The 19452-nt window shown below is 67.0% G+C and carries 17 protein-coding genes; 5 read left to right on the top strand and 12 right to left on the bottom strand.

The genetic code is table 11. The features are described from left to right. Positions 1 to 332 precede the first annotated feature (332 nt). Positions 333 to 1514, bottom strand: coding sequence for a TadA family conjugal transfer-associated ATPase (locus ACFWPX_RS33100; RefSeq protein WP_378918571.1), 1182 nt, complete (start codon positions 1512 to 1514; stop codon positions 333 to 335). Positions 1515 to 1525: 11 nt separating this feature from the next. Then, positions 1526 to 2656 carry a septum site-determining protein Ssd gene (ssd, locus tag ACFWPX_RS33095; protein ID WP_378932037.1) on the bottom strand — a complete coding sequence of 377 codons (1131 nt, stop codon included), beginning with the start codon at positions 2654 to 2656 and terminating at the stop codon, positions 1526 to 1528. A gap of 414 nt (positions 2657 to 3070) precedes the next feature. Between ssd and ACFWPX_RS33090 the strand changes: the two genes are divergently transcribed. Then, positions 3071 to 3865 carry an HAD-IB family hydrolase gene (locus ACFWPX_RS33090; protein ID WP_378918650.1) on the top strand — a complete coding sequence of 265 codons (795 nt, stop codon included), beginning with the start codon at positions 3071 to 3073 and terminating at the stop codon, positions 3863 to 3865. A gap of 423 nt (positions 3866 to 4288) precedes the next feature. Here the strand turns inward: ACFWPX_RS33090 and ACFWPX_RS33085 are convergent, their stop codons facing one another. The 6 genes from ACFWPX_RS33085 to ACFWPX_RS33060 form a co-directional block, all read right to left on the bottom strand. Continuing rightward, on the bottom strand, positions 4289 to 5035 hold the full coding sequence (locus ACFWPX_RS33085) for an oxidoreductase (protein ID WP_378932035.1): 747 nt from the start codon (positions 5033 to 5035) through the stop codon (positions 4289 to 4291). A gap of 10 nt (positions 5036 to 5045) precedes the next feature. After that, positions 5046 to 5210, bottom strand: coding sequence for a hypothetical protein (locus ACFWPX_RS33080; RefSeq protein ID WP_266297608.1), 165 nt, complete (start codon positions 5208 to 5210; stop codon positions 5046 to 5048). Positions 5211 to 5313: 103 nt separating this feature from the next. Then, on the bottom strand, positions 5314 to 6987 hold the full coding sequence (locus tag ACFWPX_RS33075) for an ABC transporter ATP-binding protein (protein ID WP_378932033.1): 1674 nt from the start codon (positions 6985 to 6987) through the stop codon (positions 5314 to 5316). After that, complete coding sequence (locus ACFWPX_RS33070) at positions 6984 to 7913, bottom strand: ABC transporter permease (RefSeq protein WP_378918579.1); 930 nt, start codon at positions 7911 to 7913, stop codon at positions 6984 to 6986. The genes ACFWPX_RS33075 and ACFWPX_RS33070 overlap by 4 nt, the downstream gene beginning before the upstream one ends. Further along, entirely contained in the window at positions 7906 to 8832 is a 927-nt protein-coding gene (locus ACFWPX_RS33065) for an ABC transporter permease (RefSeq protein ID WP_378918652.1), read from the bottom strand. The genes ACFWPX_RS33070 and ACFWPX_RS33065 overlap by 8 nt, the downstream gene beginning before the upstream one ends. Positions 8833 to 8894: 62 nt before the next feature. After that, complete coding sequence (locus ACFWPX_RS33060; protein ID WP_378918581.1) at positions 8895 to 10493, bottom strand: ABC transporter substrate-binding protein; 1599 nt, start codon at positions 10491 to 10493, stop codon at positions 8895 to 8897. 387 nt (positions 10494 to 10880) lie between these two features. Between ACFWPX_RS33060 and acs the strand changes: the two genes are divergently transcribed. From acs to ACFWPX_RS33040, 4 genes are all read left to right on the top strand, one after another. Then, positions 10881 to 12839, top strand: a complete 1959-nt coding sequence (gene acs / locus ACFWPX_RS33055) for an acetate--CoA ligase (protein ID WP_378918583.1) — start codon at positions 10881 to 10883, stop codon at positions 12837 to 12839. A gap of 147 nt (positions 12840 to 12986) precedes the next feature. Continuing rightward, positions 12987 to 14216 carry a Na+/H+ antiporter NhaA gene (gene nhaA, locus ACFWPX_RS33050; RefSeq protein WP_378932030.1) on the top strand — a complete coding sequence of 410 codons (1230 nt, stop codon included), beginning with the start codon at positions 12987 to 12989 and terminating at the stop codon, positions 14214 to 14216. After that, entirely contained in the window at positions 14213 to 14704 is a 492-nt protein-coding gene (locus ACFWPX_RS33045; protein ID WP_378932028.1) for a phage holin family protein, read from the top strand. Before nhaA ends, ACFWPX_RS33045 begins: the two co-directional genes overlap by 4 nt. A 55-nt stretch (positions 14705 to 14759) precedes the next feature. After that, positions 14760 to 15764, top strand: a complete 1005-nt coding sequence (locus ACFWPX_RS33040; RefSeq protein WP_378932026.1) for an alpha/beta fold hydrolase — start codon at positions 14760 to 14762, stop codon at positions 15762 to 15764. 85 nt (positions 15765 to 15849) lie between these two features. Here the strand turns inward: ACFWPX_RS33040 and ACFWPX_RS33035 are convergent, their stop codons facing one another. The 4 genes from ACFWPX_RS33035 to nth all read right to left on the bottom strand — a co-directional run bounded on the left by ACFWPX_RS33035 (position 15850) and on the right by nth (position 19345). Then, positions 15850 to 17043, bottom strand: coding sequence for a MarP family serine protease (locus ACFWPX_RS33035; protein WP_378918591.1), 1194 nt, complete (start codon positions 17041 to 17043; stop codon positions 15850 to 15852). A gap of 76 nt (positions 17044 to 17119) precedes the next feature. Continuing rightward, complete coding sequence (locus tag ACFWPX_RS33030; protein ID WP_378918593.1) at positions 17120 to 17848, bottom strand: NUDIX hydrolase; 729 nt, start codon at positions 17846 to 17848, stop codon at positions 17120 to 17122. 40 nt (positions 17849 to 17888) lie between these two features. Continuing rightward, positions 17889 to 18590, bottom strand: a complete 702-nt coding sequence (locus ACFWPX_RS33025) for a TlpA family protein disulfide reductase (RefSeq protein WP_378932024.1) — start codon at positions 18588 to 18590, stop codon at positions 17889 to 17891. Further along, positions 18587 to 19345: an endonuclease III gene (gene nth / locus ACFWPX_RS33020; RefSeq protein ID WP_378932072.1), complete on the bottom strand. Its 759-nt coding sequence runs from the start codon at positions 19343 to 19345 to the stop codon at positions 18587 to 18589. The genes ACFWPX_RS33025 and nth overlap by 4 nt, the downstream gene beginning before the upstream one ends. Positions 19346 to 19452: the final 107 nt, after the last annotated feature.

Genomic DNA, 19452 nt, shown 5'->3' with positions numbered 1-19452 from the left:
CTGCCAGACCGACACCGGGGCCGAAGGTGAATGCCGTGCACCCCAATCCGATTCCTGCACACCACTCCACAGGCACCCGCCTCGGCGCACGACGCCCGCCCGTGCCGAACAGGCGCGCGAACCGCCGCTGCCCGCCCGCCACCGGAAGCACCAGCACCGCGACCGCACAACAGAGCAAAGCACTACCCACGAGCTCACCATCCTCGAGACGAAACCTGCTGCTCGGTCACCACACGCCGACCACCTCGACCAGCGAATCTCCGCGCCCACCGATCCGATTCGGTCGAGTAGGCGCCGATCTGGCGGTGAAACCATCTCCGCGATGAGTTCGCTCACCCGAGTCGCACCTCGAGCAGTCGTTGGAGTTCGGCCGCCGCGGGGGTCGGATAGCTGTCCGACCGCCAGGCCGGGATGATGTGGACTCCGTCGGAATCACGTTGGAGGACACCGATTTCGCGGAGGGCGCGGGTTCCGTCGGAGCGGCGGTGGACGTGGAGAACTACTTGAACGGCCGCGGCCAGTTGGCTGTGCAGGGCGGCGCGGTCCATGCCGCCGAGAGCCGCCAGGGCTTCCAGCCGGGCGGGAACTTCCTGTGGCGAGTTGGCGTGGACGGTGCCCGCACCGCCGTCGTGGCCGGTATTGAGCGCGGTCAGCAGGTCGACGACTTCGGCACCGCGGACCTCACCGACGACTATCCGATCGGGTCGCATACGCAATGCCTGGCGGACCAGGTCACGCACCGTAACAGCGCCTACGCCTTCGACATTCGCGGTCCGTGCGACCAGGCGCACGACATGGGGATGAACGGGGGCCAGTTCGGCGGCGTCTTCGACGCAGATGATTCGTTCGGCCGGGTCTACCGCGGCGAGCAGCGCGGAGAGGAGCGTAGTTTTTCCCGCGCCCGTGCCACCTACGACCAGGAATGCGAGACGGGCGCGGACGATGGCGCCGAGCAGCCGGCGCGCATCCGGTGGAATCGAGCCCGCGGCAGCCAGCGCGTCGAGGCCCTGGGTCGCGGGGCGGAGTACGCGAAGGGATAGGCATGTCCCGTCGTGGGCAACGGGGGCGAGGACGGCGTGCAGTCGCACGCCGAACGCATCACCGAGCGTGGCTTCGGTTCCGGCGAGTTTGCCGTCGACCCAGGGTTGAGCGTCGTCGAGGCGGCGGCCAGCGGCCAGTGCCAGACGCTGGGCGAGGCGGCGAACCGCAGCCTCGTCGGCGAATCGCACATCGGTCAACTCCAGCCCGCGGCCACGGTCGACCCACACCGAATCCGGGGCTGTGACGAGCACGTCGGCGACCCGGGGATCGTGCAGCAACGGTTCGAGCAGCCCCGCCCCGGTCATCTCGGTCTGCAACAGGCGCAGGGCCCGGAGCAGGTCGGTGTCGGCGAGCACACCGCCGGCTTCAGTACGGATCGCGGCCGCCAGTTGCGCGGCATCTGGGACGCCCGGATGTTCGGCAAGGCGCTCACGGACCCGTTCGAGGAGATCGACGGTGACAAATGTGGTCATCCCGGCGGTAGTCATGGCGCGTCGGCTCCGACCATGGCGAGGACGGCATCGGCGGCGTCGCGCAGGGGGCCGCGACGGCGCACGCTCAGACCTCCGCGCTCGAGACGGGACGCCAGGCCTGCTTGCCCGCGAACCGCTGCCAGGAGCGGCAGCCCGAGCAACTCGGCCACTTCCGCCCCGCGTAGGCCGCCGGGTGCTGGGCCACGAACAACCAAGCCGCGGTTTGGGTTTCGTTCTCCCAGATACGCCGAGACGACTTCGGCCGCGGCGATGGAGCGCAGCCTGGCCGGGACGATGAGGACGACAAGGTCGGCGGCGTCGAGCATCGAGTCGGCCGCGGGGCCACGCTCGGACGAGACATCGCAGACGACGAGATCACCCGCATCCCTGCCGGATTCGATGACCGCCCGCACCGCGGCCGGAGACAACCCGGCCGCGGTAGTCGGCGAGCGACCCTCACCGCTGGCACCCGGCCGCGCCCGCCCGCAGGACAGCACCGCCAAGCCGGGAGACGCGGCGGGCAACGCATTGTGCAGTGCCGCAGCCGACACCCGCCCGTCCTCGATGATCAGGTCGGGCCAGCGCAGTCCTGGCACGTTCTCCATGCCCAGCACCAGATCTATCCCACCGTCGAGCGGGGCGCCGTCGATCAGCACGGTGTCACGACGGACCCGGCGCGCGGCCCCGCGCAGCGCGGTAGCCGCGGCGAGCGTGGATGCCCCGGCGCCGCCACCCGCGCCTACCACCGCGACGACTATCCCTTCGCCCGTGCGGGATTCAGCGTGTTCGGCGAACTGCTCGACCAGCGCGACGGCGCCCGAGGGCAACGCGACAACCCGTTCGGCACCCACCGCCGTCGCCGCCTGCCAGTCGGGCACGGCAGGTTCGCCCTCGGTGACCAGGACGACGCCCGCCCGGCGCGGACAGCCTGCGACAGCGGCGGCGACCGCGGCCGCGGTATCGAGGATCACCATCCCTGCCCCGGCCCACGCATGCCTGCCGACAGGCATCACCCGTTCGTCGGTGACGCGCTCGGCGGCCGCCGCGACCCGGCGTACCTCCGCGCGCAATCGATCGTCACGCACGAGCACGAGAGCGGGCGCGATGGGTGGGGAGGCACTGCGCATCGGAGCTGGGTTCATACGACTCAGCGTCGCCGAGCGAGGAAGTTGTCAACACCCCGAAAACGACGATTGTGGATAACTCGGGGGTGTGGAGAACTTTTACGATCGTCCCCGAAATAGAGGACGGCCCCAGCCGGGGGGGAGGAGGCTGGGGCCGTCGGGTTCAGCCCCGGGGGGTCGGGCTGAACGCGCCTGGACTAAGTCCAGGTGCCAGCAATACTACACCCATCCCCTGCTCGGGGCGCAAGTAGCATTCGCCGACATTCTTCGGCGATTCGCACCACCCGGCGTCCCCAGGGCAAACCCTTTTCCACGGTGCGGGCAGCCGATCCTGCGGCGCGCGCAGGTCGTGCCTATTCTGTTGACGTGACGCCAGAACGCGACCAGACCTCGCCTACGGACACAAGACTCGGCAAATCGGGCGCGGCCCCGGTGCCGGGTGGGCGGGTCGCCGCGTTCTTCGATCTCGACAAAACGGTGATCGCGAAGTCGAGCGCTTTCGTCTTCAGCAAACCGTTCTACGCACAGGGTCTGCTCAACCGCAGAGCGGTGTTGGAGAGCAGCTACGCGCACTTTTTGTTCCTGCTTTCCGGTGCCGATCACGACCAGATGGAACGGATGCGGGCAAACCTGGCCAACATGTGCGCGGGCTGGGATGTGGAGCAAGTGAAAGCCATTGTGGCCGAGACACTTCACGACCTCGTCGACCCGCTGATCTACGCCGAAGCCGCCGATCTGATCGCCGATCACAAGATCCGCGGACACGATGTGGTGATCGTCTCGGCCTCCGGCGAGGAGATCGTCAGCCCGATAGCGGAGGTGCTCGGCGCCTCGCACACCGAGGCGACCCGGATGGTGGTCGAGGACGGCAAGTACACCGGCGACATCGAGTTCTACTGCTACGGCGAGGGCAAGGTCGCCGCGATCGAGAAGCTCGCCGCCGAGCAGGGCTACGACCTGTCACGGTGCTACGCCTACTCCGACTCCGTGACCGATGTGCCGATGCTGAGCGCCGTCGGCCATCCGACCGCGGTCAACCCCGACCGCGCGCTGCGCAAGGAAGCCGCGAGCCGTGGCTGGCCGGTGCTCACGTTCTCCAATCCGGTGTCGCTGTGGTCGCGATTCCAGACGCCCTCGACCACCACCGTCGCCGCGACGGCAGCCGTCGGACTCAGCGCGATCATCGCGGGTGCGATCAGCTATCGACTGCTACGTAAACGACGCTGACCTGCGACGCTCCAGCACGAATCTCCGAGCGACACGCCGAATTCGATAGGATTCGGTAATGCCTCTGAAACCCTTGATGTGAGTGCCATCACAGTGTAAGAATGGAGGCACGGAAGGACGGAAGGCCAAGACGGAGCCGGAAGAGAAGGTTTCGCCTCCCATCCCACCCTTCCCAGCACGGACACCAGGCACCCACGCGGAGCGCGCCGCGACAAGGCCGAAAGAGTTGTGGGCCTGCGAAATCCGAGTTCACGTCGGCGAACGCCTCGCACAGGTTGCGGGGATGAACCGGCGGGGTTGGGATGATCGCCGAGGCCACCGAACACAACCCACCCTGCACGCTTGGTAACCGGGTGTTCCGTGCTAGCGGGCGGTGAGGTCGAGCAATCGGCAACGCCGCCCGTTTCGATGTGTGGGTCCGGCTCAGCCGGCTGCCGCGTCAGCGATCGAGTTGGCCTCGCGAGCACCGTCTTCCAGCGCGCCCGCGCAGAACAACACCCAGCCGCCGACGCCTTCGGCCGTGCCCATCCCGAATCCGGCCGCCGCGTCGAGGTAGGCCTGACGGCGGCGCAGCCAGAACACCTCGGGCACGCCGAGGCTGTGCGGATCGAGCCCACTGGCCACCGCGACCAGGCGCGAAGCAGCGCGCGCGACGACCCCGTCGCCGGTGCCGAACGGACGCAACGTCAGCAGCTCGCCGTGCACGATCGCCGCGATCACGGGGGCGGGCGCCTTGCTGGTCTGGACGGTCTGCGCGAGCAGATCGAGCCGCTCGGCGACGCCAGGAGTGGCGCGCGGACGGCCGAGTTCCTGCTCGTCGGTCACCAGGTCGGCGGCGGCGAGCAGATGCAGCCGGGCCAGCGCCTGCAGTGGCGCGCGCCGCCAGGTGCCGATGAGGTTGGTGAGCGCGTCGCCGTCGAGCGCCTGACCCACCCGCAACGCGCCGGCCAGCACCGGGTCGCTGACCTGACCGTCGGCGGGCAGGTCGGTACTCGCGCCTTCGATGGCCGCCGAGGAACGGGCGGCACGGACGGCGGCTTCGGCGGCGGTGGTCGCCCAGCCGCGCCGATTCGACTTGTGCCGGTGCACGGCCGCGAGCGCGTCGCGCGCCTTGTCGGCGGCCTCGCGCACGCCGGGCAGGTCGACCAGGGGCTGCAGCGGATCAGTCACGGCATGGAGGTTACCGCTCGTACAGTGCGGCCCCCACGGTCACATACAACCCGCGCACCGTCGGCCAGCTGCGATCCGGCCACGGCACCTCGGCGAGCCGCTTGGCCGCCGGAGTCACCGCCCTGCGCCGCCGCGCTTCCCGCTCGGCCAGCCGTTCAGCATCGATTCGATCCACCGGCGTCTCCAACCCCTGCGATCAACACCGCACCACCTCGGACGAACCCACGGTACGCCGATGAGCTGGGCTCTCGAAGGGTTTCGAGAGCCCAGCCGATCCCCTACCCCGTGAGCAGTTCGCGACCGGGAATCGCCTCGAGCAGCGCCCGCGTGTACTCCTCGCGCGGCGACGCGAACACTTCATCGGTCGTGGCCGCCTCGACCACCTTGCCCTCGCGCATCACCAACACGTTGTCCGCGATCTGCCGCACCACTGCCAGGTCATGGGTGATGAACAGGTAGGTCAGCCCCAGCTCGGCCTGGAGATCGTTGAGCAGGGTGAGGATCTGGGCCTGGACCAGCACGTCCAGGGCCGAGACCGCCTCGTCGCAGACCACCATTTCCGGCGAGAGGGCAAGCGCGCGGGCGATCGCCACCCGCTGACGTTGCCCGCCCGACAACTCGTTGGGATAGCGCCGCAGCACCGACGACGGCAGCGACACCTTGTCGAGCAGGTCGCGCACCACCGTTTCGCGCTCGGCGGCGGTACCGATCTTGTGTACCCGCAGCGGCTCCTCGATCGTGCGGAAGATCGAGTACATCGGGTCGAGCGAACCGTAGGGATTCTGGAAGATCGGCTGCACCCGGCGCCGGAACGCGAACGCACCCTTGCTGTCCAGCTTCGCGACGTCCTTACCGTCGAAAGCCACGGTGCCCGAGGTCGGTTCGAGCAGGCCGAGCACCATCTGCGCGATGGTCGACTTGCCCGATCCCGACTCGCCGACGATCGCGGTGGTTGTACCCCGACAGACCGTGAAACTCACATCGTCGACGGCCACGAAATTCGCGGACTGCCACGGCCGCTTGCCGCGAATCTTGAACGCCTTGGACAGGTTTCGCACCTCAAGCACAGTGTCTGGTACCGCGTCGGACGCCTTCTCGGCGACAGCTACCTCGACAGCCTGAGCACGCACCTCGGCCCGCTGCCGCGACGACGACATCCGCGATGCCGCCAGCGACGGCGCGGAGTTCACCAGCTTCTTCGTATACGCGTGCTGCGGATCACGCAGAATCTGTAGCGCCGGCCCGGATTCCACCACCTTGCCGCGATACATCACCACCAGGTGCTCAGCCCGTTCCGCGGCGAGGCCGAGGTCGTGGGTGATCAGCAGCACCGCGGTACCGAGCTCGGTGGTGAGCTGTTCGAGATGACCGAGGATCTGGCGCTGCACCGTGACGTCGAGTGCCGAGGTCGGCTCGTCGGCGATCAGCAGTTTCGGCCTGCACGACAGGCCGATCGCGATGAGCGCGCGCTGACGCATACCGCCGGAGAACTCGTGCGGGTACTGGTTCACCCGGCGTTCGGCATCGGCCATACCCGCCTCTGCCAGCAATTCCACCGAGCGCTTACGAGCGGCGTCACCGGTGGCGATGCCATTGGCCACCAGGGTTTCCCGGATCTGGAAGCCGATCTTCCACACCGGGTTCAGGTTCGACATCGGGTCCTGCGGGACCAGGCCGATGCCGTTGCCGCGGATCGCGACGATCTCCTTCTCCGACGCCGTGGTCAGGTCCTTGCCGTCGAACAGGATCGAACCGCCGGTCACCTTGCCGGTGCCGGGCAGCAGGTCGATGATCGCGTGCGCGGTCGTCGACTTGCCCGAGCCGGATTCGCCGACGATGGCGACGGTCTGACCGGGATAGACGGTGAGGTTCACCCCGCGCACGGCGGGAATCTGCTTGCCGTCGGAAGTGAAACCGACGTCCAGGTCCCGGATTTCGAGTAGGGGCTTCATCGGGTGCGCTCCTTCGGATCGAGCGCGTCGCGCACCGCGTCACCGAGCATGATGAAGCTCAGCACCGTGATGGCCAGCGCGGTCGCCGGGTAGAACAGGATCGGCGAGGTACGGATCTCGGTCTTGGCGCGGTCGATATCGGCGCCCCACGACACGATGCTCGGTGGCAGGCCGACGCCGAGGTAGGACAGCGTCGCCTCGGTGACGATGAAGACGCCGAGCCAGATGGTGGCGACCACGATCAGCGGACTCGCCGAGTTGGGCAGCACGTGCTTCATCAGCGTGCCAAGACGCGACACACCCAATGCCTTGGCAGCGGTGACATATTCGCTGTTCTTGGCCTCGATCACCGCGCCACGCGTGATGCGCGCGGCCTGCGGCCAGGTGAAAGCCACCAGGATCGCGACGACCGTCATGATCCCCGCGGGCCGCAGCAGCTGCAGCAGCACGATCGCGGCCAGCACCATCGGAATGGCGTAGAAGACCTCGGCGATACGGGAGACGATCGTGTCGAGCAAGCCGCCGTAGAAGCCGGAAATCGCACCGAGGATGCCACCTACCAGCAGAAACAGCACCGCCGACGCGATGCCGACGGTGACCGACGCACGCGCGCCGTAGATGGTGCGCGCGAAGACATCACAGCCCTGCTTGTCGAATCCGAACGGATGACCCTCGCGCGGGCCGTCCATGCCGAACTCGCCGAGGCACAATCGCGGGTCCTGGCTGGTGAACAGCGAAGGCCACACCACCACGAGCATGACGAACACGATCAACACCACCGAGACCAGAAACACCGGGTTACGGCGCAGTCGCCGCCACGCGTCGCCCCAGATGCTGGTCGGGGTGCCCTTGTCCAGGACACGGTCGGTGGCGAGCACCTCCACCTCGTCGGCGGGGGCCACGAAATGCTGTTGCTTGTCATGCATAACGGATCCTCGGGTCCAGTGCGGCATAGAGCAGGTCGATCACGAGATTGACGAGCAGGAACAACACCACCAACACCGTCACGAACGACACCACGGTCGGCGGCTCGCCGCGGATGATCGCCTGGTACATGGTGCCGCCGACGCCGGGAATGTTGAAGATGCCCTCGGTGACGATCGCGCCCGCCATCAGCGCACCGAAATCGGCACCGAGAAAGGTGACAACCGGGATCATCGAATTCCGCAGAATATGCACGGTCACCACGCGTCGGCGCCCGAGCCCCTTCGCCGTCGCGGTGCGAACGAAATCAGCGGATTTGTTCTCCGCCACCGAGTTCCTGGTCAGCCGCAGCACATAGGCGAACGACAGCGAGCCGAGTACGAACGCGGGCACGATCAACTCGCTCAGGCTCGCTTTACCCGTGACGGTGACCGGGGCGATCCCCCACTTCACACCGAGCAGGAATTGCGCGAGATAACCCACGACGAATACCGGCAGCGCGATGATCACCAGGCTCGCGATGAGCATCGTCGAATCGAACAGTTTGCCTTTCCGCAACCCGGCGATCAATCCGAAAACGATGCCGAATACGCCTTCGATCAGCACCGCGAGAAACGCGAGTTTGATGGTGATCGGGAAGGCGCGTTCGAGTTCCTCGCGCACCGGCCGACCCGAGAACGAAGTGCCGAAGTCCAGCGTGAGGATCCCTTTCAAGTAATGCAAATACTGCATAATGAAAGGCTGATCGAGGTGATATCGAGCGCGTAGTACCGCCTCGGCGGCAGGCGTGAGCTGTTTCTCGCCTGCCAGCGCCTTGATCGGGTCACCCGGTATCAGAAAGACCATCGCATAGATGAGCAGCGTCGCGCCCAGGAATACCGGGATCATCTGGAGCAGACGCCGAAGTACGTACCAAGCCATCATTTCCTCCGAAAACGACGGGGGCCGAGCCACACACAGTGACTCGGCCCCATCGTCGAGTTCTACTTCTCGATGTTCTCGAAGTCGAACAGACCGTTCCAGGTGAGCTCGGCCTTCGTGACCTTGTCCGAGCGACCCGCGTTGGCGACATAGTCGAACACCGGGATGTCGGCCATGTCCTTGATCATGATGGCCTGCGCTTGTGCGATCAGCTTGTAGGAATCCGCCTGCGTCGGGGCGGCGAGGGCGGCGTTGAACAGGCGGTCGACCTCGGGATTGTTGTAGTTGACGTTGTTGGTCTCGGAGAAGCTGTAGTACTGCGAACCGAGGAACTGCATCATCGTCGGGTAGTCACCCTGCCAGCCGTAGCGGAACGCCGTACCGATGGTCTTGGCGTTCACCGCGTCACGGATGTTCTTGAACGTCGGCATCGGGTTGGCGACCGCGTCGATACCCAGGGTGTTCTTCACGCTGTTGGCCACGGCCTCGATCCAGGCCTGGTGGCCGCCGTCGCTGTTGTAGGTGATCTGGTACTGACCCGACCACGGCGAGATGGCGTCGGCCTGCGCCCACAGTTTCTTGGCCTGGTCGGGGTTGTAATCGAACACTTCCGCACCTGGCAGGTTCGCGTCGTAGCCGGGCAGGGTCGCGGCGGTGAAGTCGCGCGACGGCGTGCGCGTGCCGTTGAAGATCTTGTCGATGATCTGCGGGCGGTTGATCGCCATCGAGATGGCCTTGCGCCGCAAAACGCCTTCCTCGCCACCGAAATGCGGCACGGTGGTCTGGATGCCGATGTGCTGGTTCTGCGCGGTCGGCTTGGTGATCGCGCGGTCGCCGAGGTCGCTCTCATACGTGGTGATGGCGCTGTCGGGAATGGTATCGAGGGTGTCGAGGTTTCCCGCCTGCAGATCCGCGTACGCGGTGTCGTAGGACTGGTACATCACGAATCGGAGGCCCTTGTTCTTGGCCGGGCGGCCACCGGGGTAGTCCGGGTTGGGCGTCAAATCGATCTTGACGTTGTGTTCCCACGAACCGAAAGCGTAGGGACCGTTGCCGATCGGCTTCTCACCGAAAGCCTTCATATCCTTGAAAGCGGCCTCGGGCAGCGGATAGAACGGCGCGTAGCCGAGCGCGCTCTCGAAGTCGATCGAGGGCGACTTCAGATCGACGGTGAAAGTTCGGTCGTCGACGACCTTCAAGCCCGACATTGTCTTGGTGGTCGGCTTTTCCGCGCTTACCTCGTCGAACCCGGCGATGGGGTTGTACACATAACTCTGCAGCTGCGCGTTGTCGGCGAGAGCGCCGTAGTTCCACGCGTCGACGAAGGACTTCGCGGTCACCGTGGTGCCATCGGTGAACTTCCAATTCGGCTTGATGGTGATCTTGTACGACTTACGATCGGTCGTCTCGATCTTCTCGGCCATCTCGTCGTGGGCAACACCGTTGGCGTCGTAGTACTTCAGCCCGGCGAACAAGCGGTCGACAACGCGGCCGCCCATGTTCTCGTTGGTATTGCTTGGCACCAATGGATTCTGCGGCTCGCCCGCATTGGTGGTGACGATGCTCGAATCAGCACTGTCGTCGGACGAGCACGCGGTGAGACCGAGGCTTGTGGCCGCCAGTCCCGCCGCGACCAGCGCGGTCGCTCTGATGAATCTCAACGCTCTCTCCCGGTTCAATTCCGTGGCTAACGGTCGGAGGTTAGCGGCTCCGGCTGGATTTTTCAGCGATCCGAGCCATTTTCAGGTCACATGTATCAGTACGGTTACTCGCTGGAAACGCAGGAAAAATTGCCGAGCCCCTCACCCTCGGCAGAAAAATATGAACAAATATCGGGAACCATCAGCTGAACCGTTGAGTAAAAACGATAGCTCGCGACCGGCCGGTCTGTCCGCGAAGTCATTGGATGAACTAGCCCTATTGACCGTCGCGAAACATCGCCGGGACAACGAGCCACCCCGGCGCGGGTCTGTTGGCTACTGTCTAGACAGCCGGGCCGCACGCCGGCAACCGACCCGACCGCACCAGGCATGTGAGGCTGAACCGACGTGACCGAAACTGCTGCAGGACACCAGGACTCGTTTCCGCCGAGTGCGGAATTCGCCGCCGCCGCCAACGCGGACGCCACGCTCTACGACCGTGGCGAGACCGACCGCGACGGCTTCTGGGCCGAACAGGCCAACCGGCTGCACTGGCACAAACCCTTCACCGAGGTCCTCGACTGGGCCGACGCGCCGGTCGCGCGCTGGTTCGGCGACGGCGAACTCAACGTCTCCTACAACTGCGTCGACCGCCATGTCATCGACGGGCACGGCGACCAGGTCGCTATCCACTGGGAGGGCGAACCCGGCGACTCGCGCGAGATCACCTACCGCGAACTGCTGGAGGAAGTCTCGCGGGCGGCGAACTACCTGACCGAGCTCGGGCTGGAGGCAGGCGATCGCGTCGCCATCTACATGCCGATGGTGCCCGAGGCGGTTGTGGCGATGCTGGCGTGCGCGCGGCTGGGACTCACGCACTCGGTGGTGTTCGCGGGATTCTCGCCGAGCGCGCTGCGTCAGCGGGTCGACGATGCCGAAGCCCGGTTGATCATCACCACCGACGGTCAGTGGCGGCGCGGTAAGCCGGCACCGCTCAAGGAGGCCGTCGACGAGGCGCTCGCGGCCAAGGGTGACGTGCCGTCGTCGGTGGAGCACGTGCTCGTGGTGCGCCGGGTGGGCACGGAGGTGCCGTGGACCGACGGGCGCGATCTGTGGTGGCACGAAACCGTAGCTACCGCTTCGCCTTCCCACGAAGCCCAGCCCTTCCCGGCCGAGCATCCGCTGTTCATCCTCTACACCTCCGGCACCACCGGAAAACCCAAGGGAATCCTCCACACCACCGGCGGATACCTCACCCAGACCGCCTACACCCACCACAACGTCTTCGACCACAAAGCCGGACAAGACGTCTACTGGTGCACCGCCGACATCGGCTGGGTCACCGGACACAGCTACATCGTCTACGGACCACTCGCCAACCGCGCCACCCAGGTCGTCTACGAAGGCACCCCCAACTCCCCCGACGAACACCGACACTTCCAGATCATCGAAAAATACGGCGTCACCATCTACTACACCGCGCCCACGCTGATCCGCACGTTCATGAAATGGGGCCGCGAGATCCCCGACGCCCACGATCTGAGCACCCTGCGACTGCTCGGCTCCGTCGGCGAACCCATCAACCCCGAAGCATGGCGCTGGTACCGGGAAGTGTTCGGCGCGAACAAGACTCCGATCGTCGATACCTGGTGGCAGACCGAGACCGGCGCCATCATGATCTCGCCCCTGCCGGGCGTCACGGCCACCAAACCCGGCGCCGCGATGGGTCCGTTGCCCGGAATCTCCGCGACCGTCGTCGACGAAGAGGGCAATCCGGTGCAGCTCGGGGAGACCGAGGCCAACGGATACCTCGTGCTCGACAAGCCGTGGCCGTCGATGCTGCGTGGCATCTGGGGCGACATGGATCGCTACCGGTCCACCTACTGGGAGCGCTACGCCGAGCAGGGATGGTACTTCGCGGGCGACGGCGCCAAGCTCGACGCCGACGGTGACCTGTGGGTGCTCGGCCGGGTCGACGACGTCATGAACGTCTCCGGGCATCGCATCTCCACCGCTGAGGTCGAGTCCGCGCTGGTCGGGCATCCGGCTGTCGCCGAGGCCGCCGTGGTCGGCGCTACGGACGCGACCACCGGGCAGGGGATCGTCGCGTTCACCATCCTCACCGGCGAGGCCGCGGGGTCGGCGGGGCCCGAGCTCGTCGCCGAGCTGAAGGCGCAGGTGTCCAAGGAGATCAGCCCGATCGCGCGGCCGCGCGAGATCCACATCGTGCCGGAGCTGCCCAAGACGCGCAGCGGCAAGATCATGCGCAGGCTGCTGCGCGATGTCGCCGAGGGACGCGAGCTCGGCGACACCTCTACGCTGGTCGATCCTGGCGTCTTCGAGGCCATTCGCACCGGGAGCAACTGACGAGCACCCGGCCGGTGACGCCGGATGTCACCGGCCGGGTCCGTTAAGATCGCGTAGAGGTGTGCCGGGAAGTCTGGTCGGCATGCGGTCGTGAATCGAGTCGATGAGCGTCCGCAGCTCAGTCGACCCCTGCCGGAAGGCTTGCCCTTGATCACACGCGTCCGCTCCGAGCTCACCCGTTATCTCCGCACCGAAACGGTCGGCGGTGCGCTGCTGCTCGTGGCCGCCGCGGTGGCGCTGATCTGGGTGAACTCGCCGTGGGGCGCGAGTTATCAGACGATGATCGACACCCACCTCAGCATTTCCGCGCTGCACCTCGACCTCACCCTGGCCGACTGGGCCAAGGACGGATTGCTCGCGATCTTCTTCTTCGTCGCCGGGCTCGAGCTCAAACGCGAGTTCGCCGTCGGCGAGCTGGCCGACCCGAAACGGGCCGCGCTGCCGGTCATCGCCGCGGTGGGCGGTGTGATCACCCCGGCCGTGATCGCACTGGTGATCGGCCACGGCGTGCCCGGCATGGACAAAGGCTGGGCCATTCCCGTCGCCACCGATATCGCCTTCGCGCTCGCGATCCTCGCGATGACCGGCTCGCGGATCCCCACCAGCGCCCGGGTGTTCCTGCTCAGCCTGGCCGTGGTCGACGATCTGCTCGCCATCGTTCTCATCGCGGTGCTGTTCACCGCCTCGCTGTCGCTGCTGTGGCTGGCCGCGGCCATCGCCTGCTGCGGTGCGTGGGCGCTCGCCCAGAAGCTGCGGTTGCACACGCCGCTGTTCTATGTTCCGGTCGCGCTGGTGTGCTGGTACGCACTGCACGAGGCGGGCATCCATCCGACGCTGGCCGGTGTCGCGCTCGGGTTGCTCACCAGGGCGCGCAAGGATCCCGGCGAGAAAACCGCGCCGGCGACGCATCTCGAACATGTGGTGCAGCCGATCTCGGCCGGGTTCTGTGTGCCGCTGTTCGCACTGTTCGCTTCCGGTGTGCCGCTCAACGGAGCGGTGTTCGGATCGCTGTTCACCGACCGGCTCGCGCTGGCGATCATCCTCGGGCTCCTGCTCGGCAAGACGATCGGGATCTTCGGGGTGAGCTGGGTCGCGATCCGGCTCGGCTGGGTGAAACGGCCGGCCGGACTGGAGTATCGCGACATGTTCGCCCTGTCGGTACTCGGCGCGATCGGGTTCACCGTTAGCCTTCTGGTGGCGGAACTCGCGCTCGCCGACGTCGGCACCGATGCCATCGATCTTGCCAAGGCCGCCGTTCTGGTGACCTCGATGGCAGCATCGCTGATCGGATCGGCGCTACTGTTGCGCCGAGGACGTGTGCACCAGGCGCGCCGCGATGCAGACCAGTTACCACAGGGAGAAGGGTCGACGAAGTGAGTTACACCCAAGGCGGACATGACGGTCGGACGGTCACTTCGATCCCGTTGACCGACGCCAATCCGCCCGGATCGGCGAGCATCGGCAGCCTCGTGCGCGATGCCACCGAGCAGATGTCGACGCTGGTGCGCGCCGAGGTGGCGCTGGCCAAGGCCGAGGTCACCGGTGAGATCAAGAAGGGGCTCACCGGCAGCGTCTTCTTCATCCTCGCGCTGGTGGTCCTGCTGTTCAGCTCGTTCTTCTTTTTCTTCTTCCTGGCCGAATTGCTCGACTGGTTCGGTCTGTGGCGTTGGGCCGCGTTCCTGATCGTGTTCGCACTGATGGTGCTCACCACCGTCTTGCTGGCCTTGCTGGGGTGGCTCAAGGTACGGAAGGTCCGCGCGCCGGAGAAGACGATCGGCTCGCTCAAGCAGACCGCCGAGGTTCTGCCTGCCGCGTTCACCCATCGTGACGTGACTCCTTCGCTGGAGAAGTCGAGCAACCGATGACGCACCGGGCGGGCCCGGTCGCAACAGCCGGACCCGCCCACTAGGCTCGATCGGCGTGTCGTCCAACTCATTCCCGGATCCCTCCAGCGTCCGTTTCGATGGACCGTGGACCCACCGGGACGTGCACGCCAACGGAATCCGCTTCCACGTCGTCGAAGCAGTTGCCGCCGAAGCCGACGGTACGGACCGCTCCGAGGCGCCCTTGGTGCTGCTGCTGCACGGTTTCGCCGATTTCTGGTGGTCGTGGCGGCATCAGCTGACCGCACTCGCCGACCACGGGTACCGCACCGTCGCCGTCGACCTGCGCGGCTACGGCGATACCGACAAACCACCGCGCGGCTATGACGGGTGGACCCTCGCCGGTGACATCGCCGGATTGGTCCGGGCGCTCGGACACACCGAGGCCACGCTCGTCGGACATGCCGAAGGTGGACTGGTCTGCTGGGCCACCGCGGTGCTGCATCCGCGGCTGGTCCGCCGGATCGCGCTGGTCAGCTCGCCGCATCCCGCCGCGCTCAAGAGCGCAGTCCTGCGCGATCCGGCGCAGCGTGCGACCTGGCTGCCCGATTTCCTGCGGTATCAGCTGCCGCGCTATCCCGAAAACCTGCTCACCCGGCGTGGTGGCGCCGAGGTGGAGCGACTGCTGCACGACCGGGTCGGTGAATCCTGGTCGCGCAGTGCGGAATTCGTCGAGACCGCGTCGCGGATGCGGCATGCCATCCGAATTCCCGGGGCCGCGCACAGTGCGCTGGAGTACCAGCGCTGGGCCTTTCGCAGTCAGTGGCGGCCCGACGGCAAGCGGTTCATGGCGACCATGCGGACCCCGATCGACATCCCGGTGCTGATGCTGCGCGGCGAACACGATCCCTACCTGCTGGACGCCACGTTCCACCGTGGAGCGGGATTGGCGACCGATCGGACGCTGGTGTCGATTCCGCACGCCGGGCATTACGCGCACCAGGAGAACCCGAGCAAGGTCAACGAGGCGCTGACCACGCATTGGCGCGAGCAGAACGGCGTCAACGGGTCACCACCCCACGACGACCTGGTCTCTCCGTAATTTGGAGCGCTGGCGCGCTCGAGCGGGGCCCTTCGGGCCCCTTGGAAGAGACATGCCCGGGCGGAACCTGCTCCCGGAGGGTTGATCAGCTCAGTACGCAGGCGCCTGTGTTCACCGGGGTGCTGCTCGGGGCGGCTGCGGCCAATTCGGACGCGACCTCGTGCAGGGTCAGGACGTACCCGGTGTCGTCGTCTGTGACGGCCGCGCCGAAGACCACGCCGAGCAGTTGACCCTCGGCATCGACCAGTGGTCCGCCGGAGTTGCCGGCGCGGACCTGGCCGCGGACGGTGTACACCTCACGCTCGACGGTGCCGTCGCGGTGGATGGTCGGGCCGGTGAGGTCGAGAGTCTCGCGGACGCGGGCGGCGCTGGCCGTGTACGGCCCGCCGCCGGGATAACCGAGCACGATCGCGCTCTCGCCCGAACTCGCGGGCTCCGGTGCCTGGTTCAGGACCGGCGAGGTGAGCCCGGGTACGGCCAGCACCGCGATGTCCTTGGACGGATCGAACAGCACCACGGTGGCATCGAGGGCGCCGCGCGCGGTATCGACCGACACGGTGTTGGTGCCGGCGACGACGTGCGCGTTGGTCATCACGCGTTCCGGCGCGACGACGAAGCCCGAACCCTCCAGCGCCCGCTGGCAGCTGGGTGCGGTGCCGCGGATGCGCAGCACGCTCTGCTGCAACGACGCCGCTACCGGACTCGCCAGCACCGAAGGATCCGGCGGTTCGACGGCGGCGATCGGCGCTCGGCCGAACGGTCCGATCACATCGGGCAGCCCGGAAGTGTCGAGCAGCTTGGAGAATTCGTTGGGTACCTTGCGCAACCAGTCCGGCGCGACGGAGTTGACGTCGGCGAGAACCCTTGACCCGTTGATCGCGGCGGCGACGGCGGGTTGGGACGCGGTAGCCAGCGGCAACGCGAGCAGCCAGGCCGCGACCAGCACGGTCACCGCCTGCAACACCGCGCCGACGACGCTGTCCACACTGCGCGCGACCGGCTGCCGGATGCTGGTGCGCGCGGCCCGGCCGAGCACCATGCCCGCGACCTCGCCGACGATCACCAGCAGCACGATCAGCAGGATGCCGCCGAGTACCCGGCTGCGACCCTCACTGAGGTGTTTGAGGATGTGCGGTGCGATCAGAATGCCCGCGACCGCGCCGAGCGCGACCCCGAAGAACGCCAGCGCCGACGCCACCGCGCCCTGCCGCCACCCGGTGGACGCCGCGACCAGCGCGATCAATACCACCGCGATGTCGAGCCATACCGACGCGCTCATGCTTCCACCTCGCTGGCGCTCGGCTCCAGCATGACCGCGGTGGCGGCTGCACCGATTTGCCGCTCGCTACGCTCGCTCACAGGGTCATTCCGACCGCAGCCAGCGAGCTCTCCAGGTCACGCACGTCGCCCCGATCCCAGTTTCGTTCCCACCCAGCTGATTTGATGATGCCGGCGAGGATACCGCCGGTGAGTCCCCACACCAGCATGCCGTCGACCTGGAACGCGGGGCTCTGGTAGCCGAGACTGCCACGCACCATGAATCTGTGCGCCGGATCAAGCAATTCGGTGAGCGGCACACGCACGACACGCTCGGTTTCGCCCTGATCGACGACGCGGACCGCGCTGGGTGCTCGCCAGTAGCCGAGCACCGGAGTCACGTCGAACTTCGACGGCGGAACGAACAGTTTCGGCAGCAGCGCGAACGGCTGCACACCCGCGGGGTCGAGACCGGTTTCCTCGGCGGCCTCGCGCAGCGCGGTGCCCACCGGGCCGCCGTCGCCGGGATCCTCGGCGCCGCCGGGGAACGCGATCTGGCCGCGGTGCTGGCGCATGGTCGAGGCGCGCTGAGTGAGCAGGACATCGGCGTCGGCGGGCAAGCCGCCGGGCGCTGACTCGTCGGGGTCGGGCGAGCCGCCGAACAGCACGAGGACGGCGGCCTGGCGTGGTTTGCCGGTGATCGACATGGCCCGGCGCAGCGCTCGGGAGGTAGCGAGTGTGTCGTCGGCGTCGTGGCCACCGGATCTGATCGCGCTGCGCAGCCAGGAGGGAACGCCGGAATCGTCGAGCCTCGCTACATCGTTCACGCCATCGCCTTCGATCCGCACGCCACTGTTACGTCCTCTGTCATACCGTGACCCCGAGCTTCGCGGATACCGTATCCGCGATGTCGGCCACGTCGGCAAAGGTACGCACCTCCACACTCGCGATGGTGCCGTCGGCCCGCACGAGCACCGAAACGGGCAGTACCGCGGGCGCACCGACCGCACTGCGCACGGCGGCCTGCGGATCCTCGACACCGGGCAGAGTGATGCCGAGCCCGCTCAGCCGAGACAGTGCCTTCGCCTCGTCGGGATCGCTGTGCACGGTCATGACCGTGAGTGCCGAGCCCGCCCGCTGCGCGAATTCCTGCAGGTGGGGCAACTCGGTGGCGCAGGGGCCACACCAGTACGCCCACAGATTGAGCAGTGCGGGCTTTCCCGCCAGCGCGGCGGCCAGATCGGTCGGCTTGCCATCGGCCAGGCAGGTCAGCTGAAGTTCTGCCAACGGTCCCGACCCAGCCGCTCGCGCCTGCGTTGTCTGCGGTGATCCCTGCGCGGTCGGCTGTGGGCCGGACACAGATGCTTGCGTTGCCGGGCAGGGTGCGAGTTCCGCTGCTGCTCGTTCCTCGGCCGACACGCCCGAGGTCTGCCGCGTTGTCTGCGAAACACTGCCGGTGATCTCGGAACCCTCACGCGGCCACAGCGCCACCGTGGCCGCGGCGACCAAGATCACCGCGGCGAGCACCCAGCGCAACGCGGGCCGCCGCAGCAGCGAAGGTTCGCTCACAGGCCGACCATGTTCAGCAGGTGTTCGCGCTCCGGGCCCTTCACCAACTCCGCGGCCACCGCCGGATCGGTCGGACCGAGCCCGAACGACGGGCAGTCGTCGGCGAGCACGCACGCGCCGCAGGCCGGTTTGCGCGCATGACACACCCGGCGCCCCTGGAAGATCACCCGGTGCGAGAGCATCGTCCAGTCCTTGCGCTCGAACAGCGCGCCGACCGCGTGCTCGACCTTGACCGGATCTTCTTCGTCGGTCCACTGCCAGCGGCGCACCAGCCGACCGAAGTGCGTGTCGACGGTGATGCCGGGCACCTCGAACGCGTTGCCGAGGATGACGTTGGCGGTCTTGCGCCCGATCCCCGGCAATTTCACCAATTCGTCCAGAGTGTGAGGCAACTCACCGTCGTATTTTTCGACCAGCGCCTGGCCGAGGCCGATCAGCGAACTGGTCTTGTTCCGGTAGAAGCCGGTGGCCCTGATGTATTCCTCCAGCTCCACCCGGTTGGCCTGCGCGTAGTCGTAGGCACTGCGGTACTTCGCGAACAGCGCCGGAGTGGTGAGGTTCACCCGGACGTCGGTGCACTGGGCGGACAGGATCGTTGCGACGGCCAGTTCCAGTGGCGTGGTGAAGTCGAGCTCGCAGTGCGCGCCGGGGAACGCCTCGGCGAGCGTGCGGTTGATCCGGCGGGCGCGCCGGACAAGTCCGATCCGCGTTTCCGCAGCTATCGCACGGTTCTTGCGCTTACGGGCGGCCGAAATTCCGGCGGGTACGGCAGCCGTGACCGCTGCCGGATCGGCATCGCCGGCGGCGGCTGGGGCAGGGGAAACGGGCACTGCTTCACCATACGGAACCGCTACGACAACAT

It is taken from the genome of Nocardia sp. NPDC058518 (assembly GCF_042719655.1).
Taxonomy (GTDB): domain Bacteria; phylum Actinomycetota; class Actinomycetes; order Mycobacteriales; family Mycobacteriaceae; genus Nocardia.
This window is presented reverse-complemented; position numbering and strand designations above follow the sequence as displayed.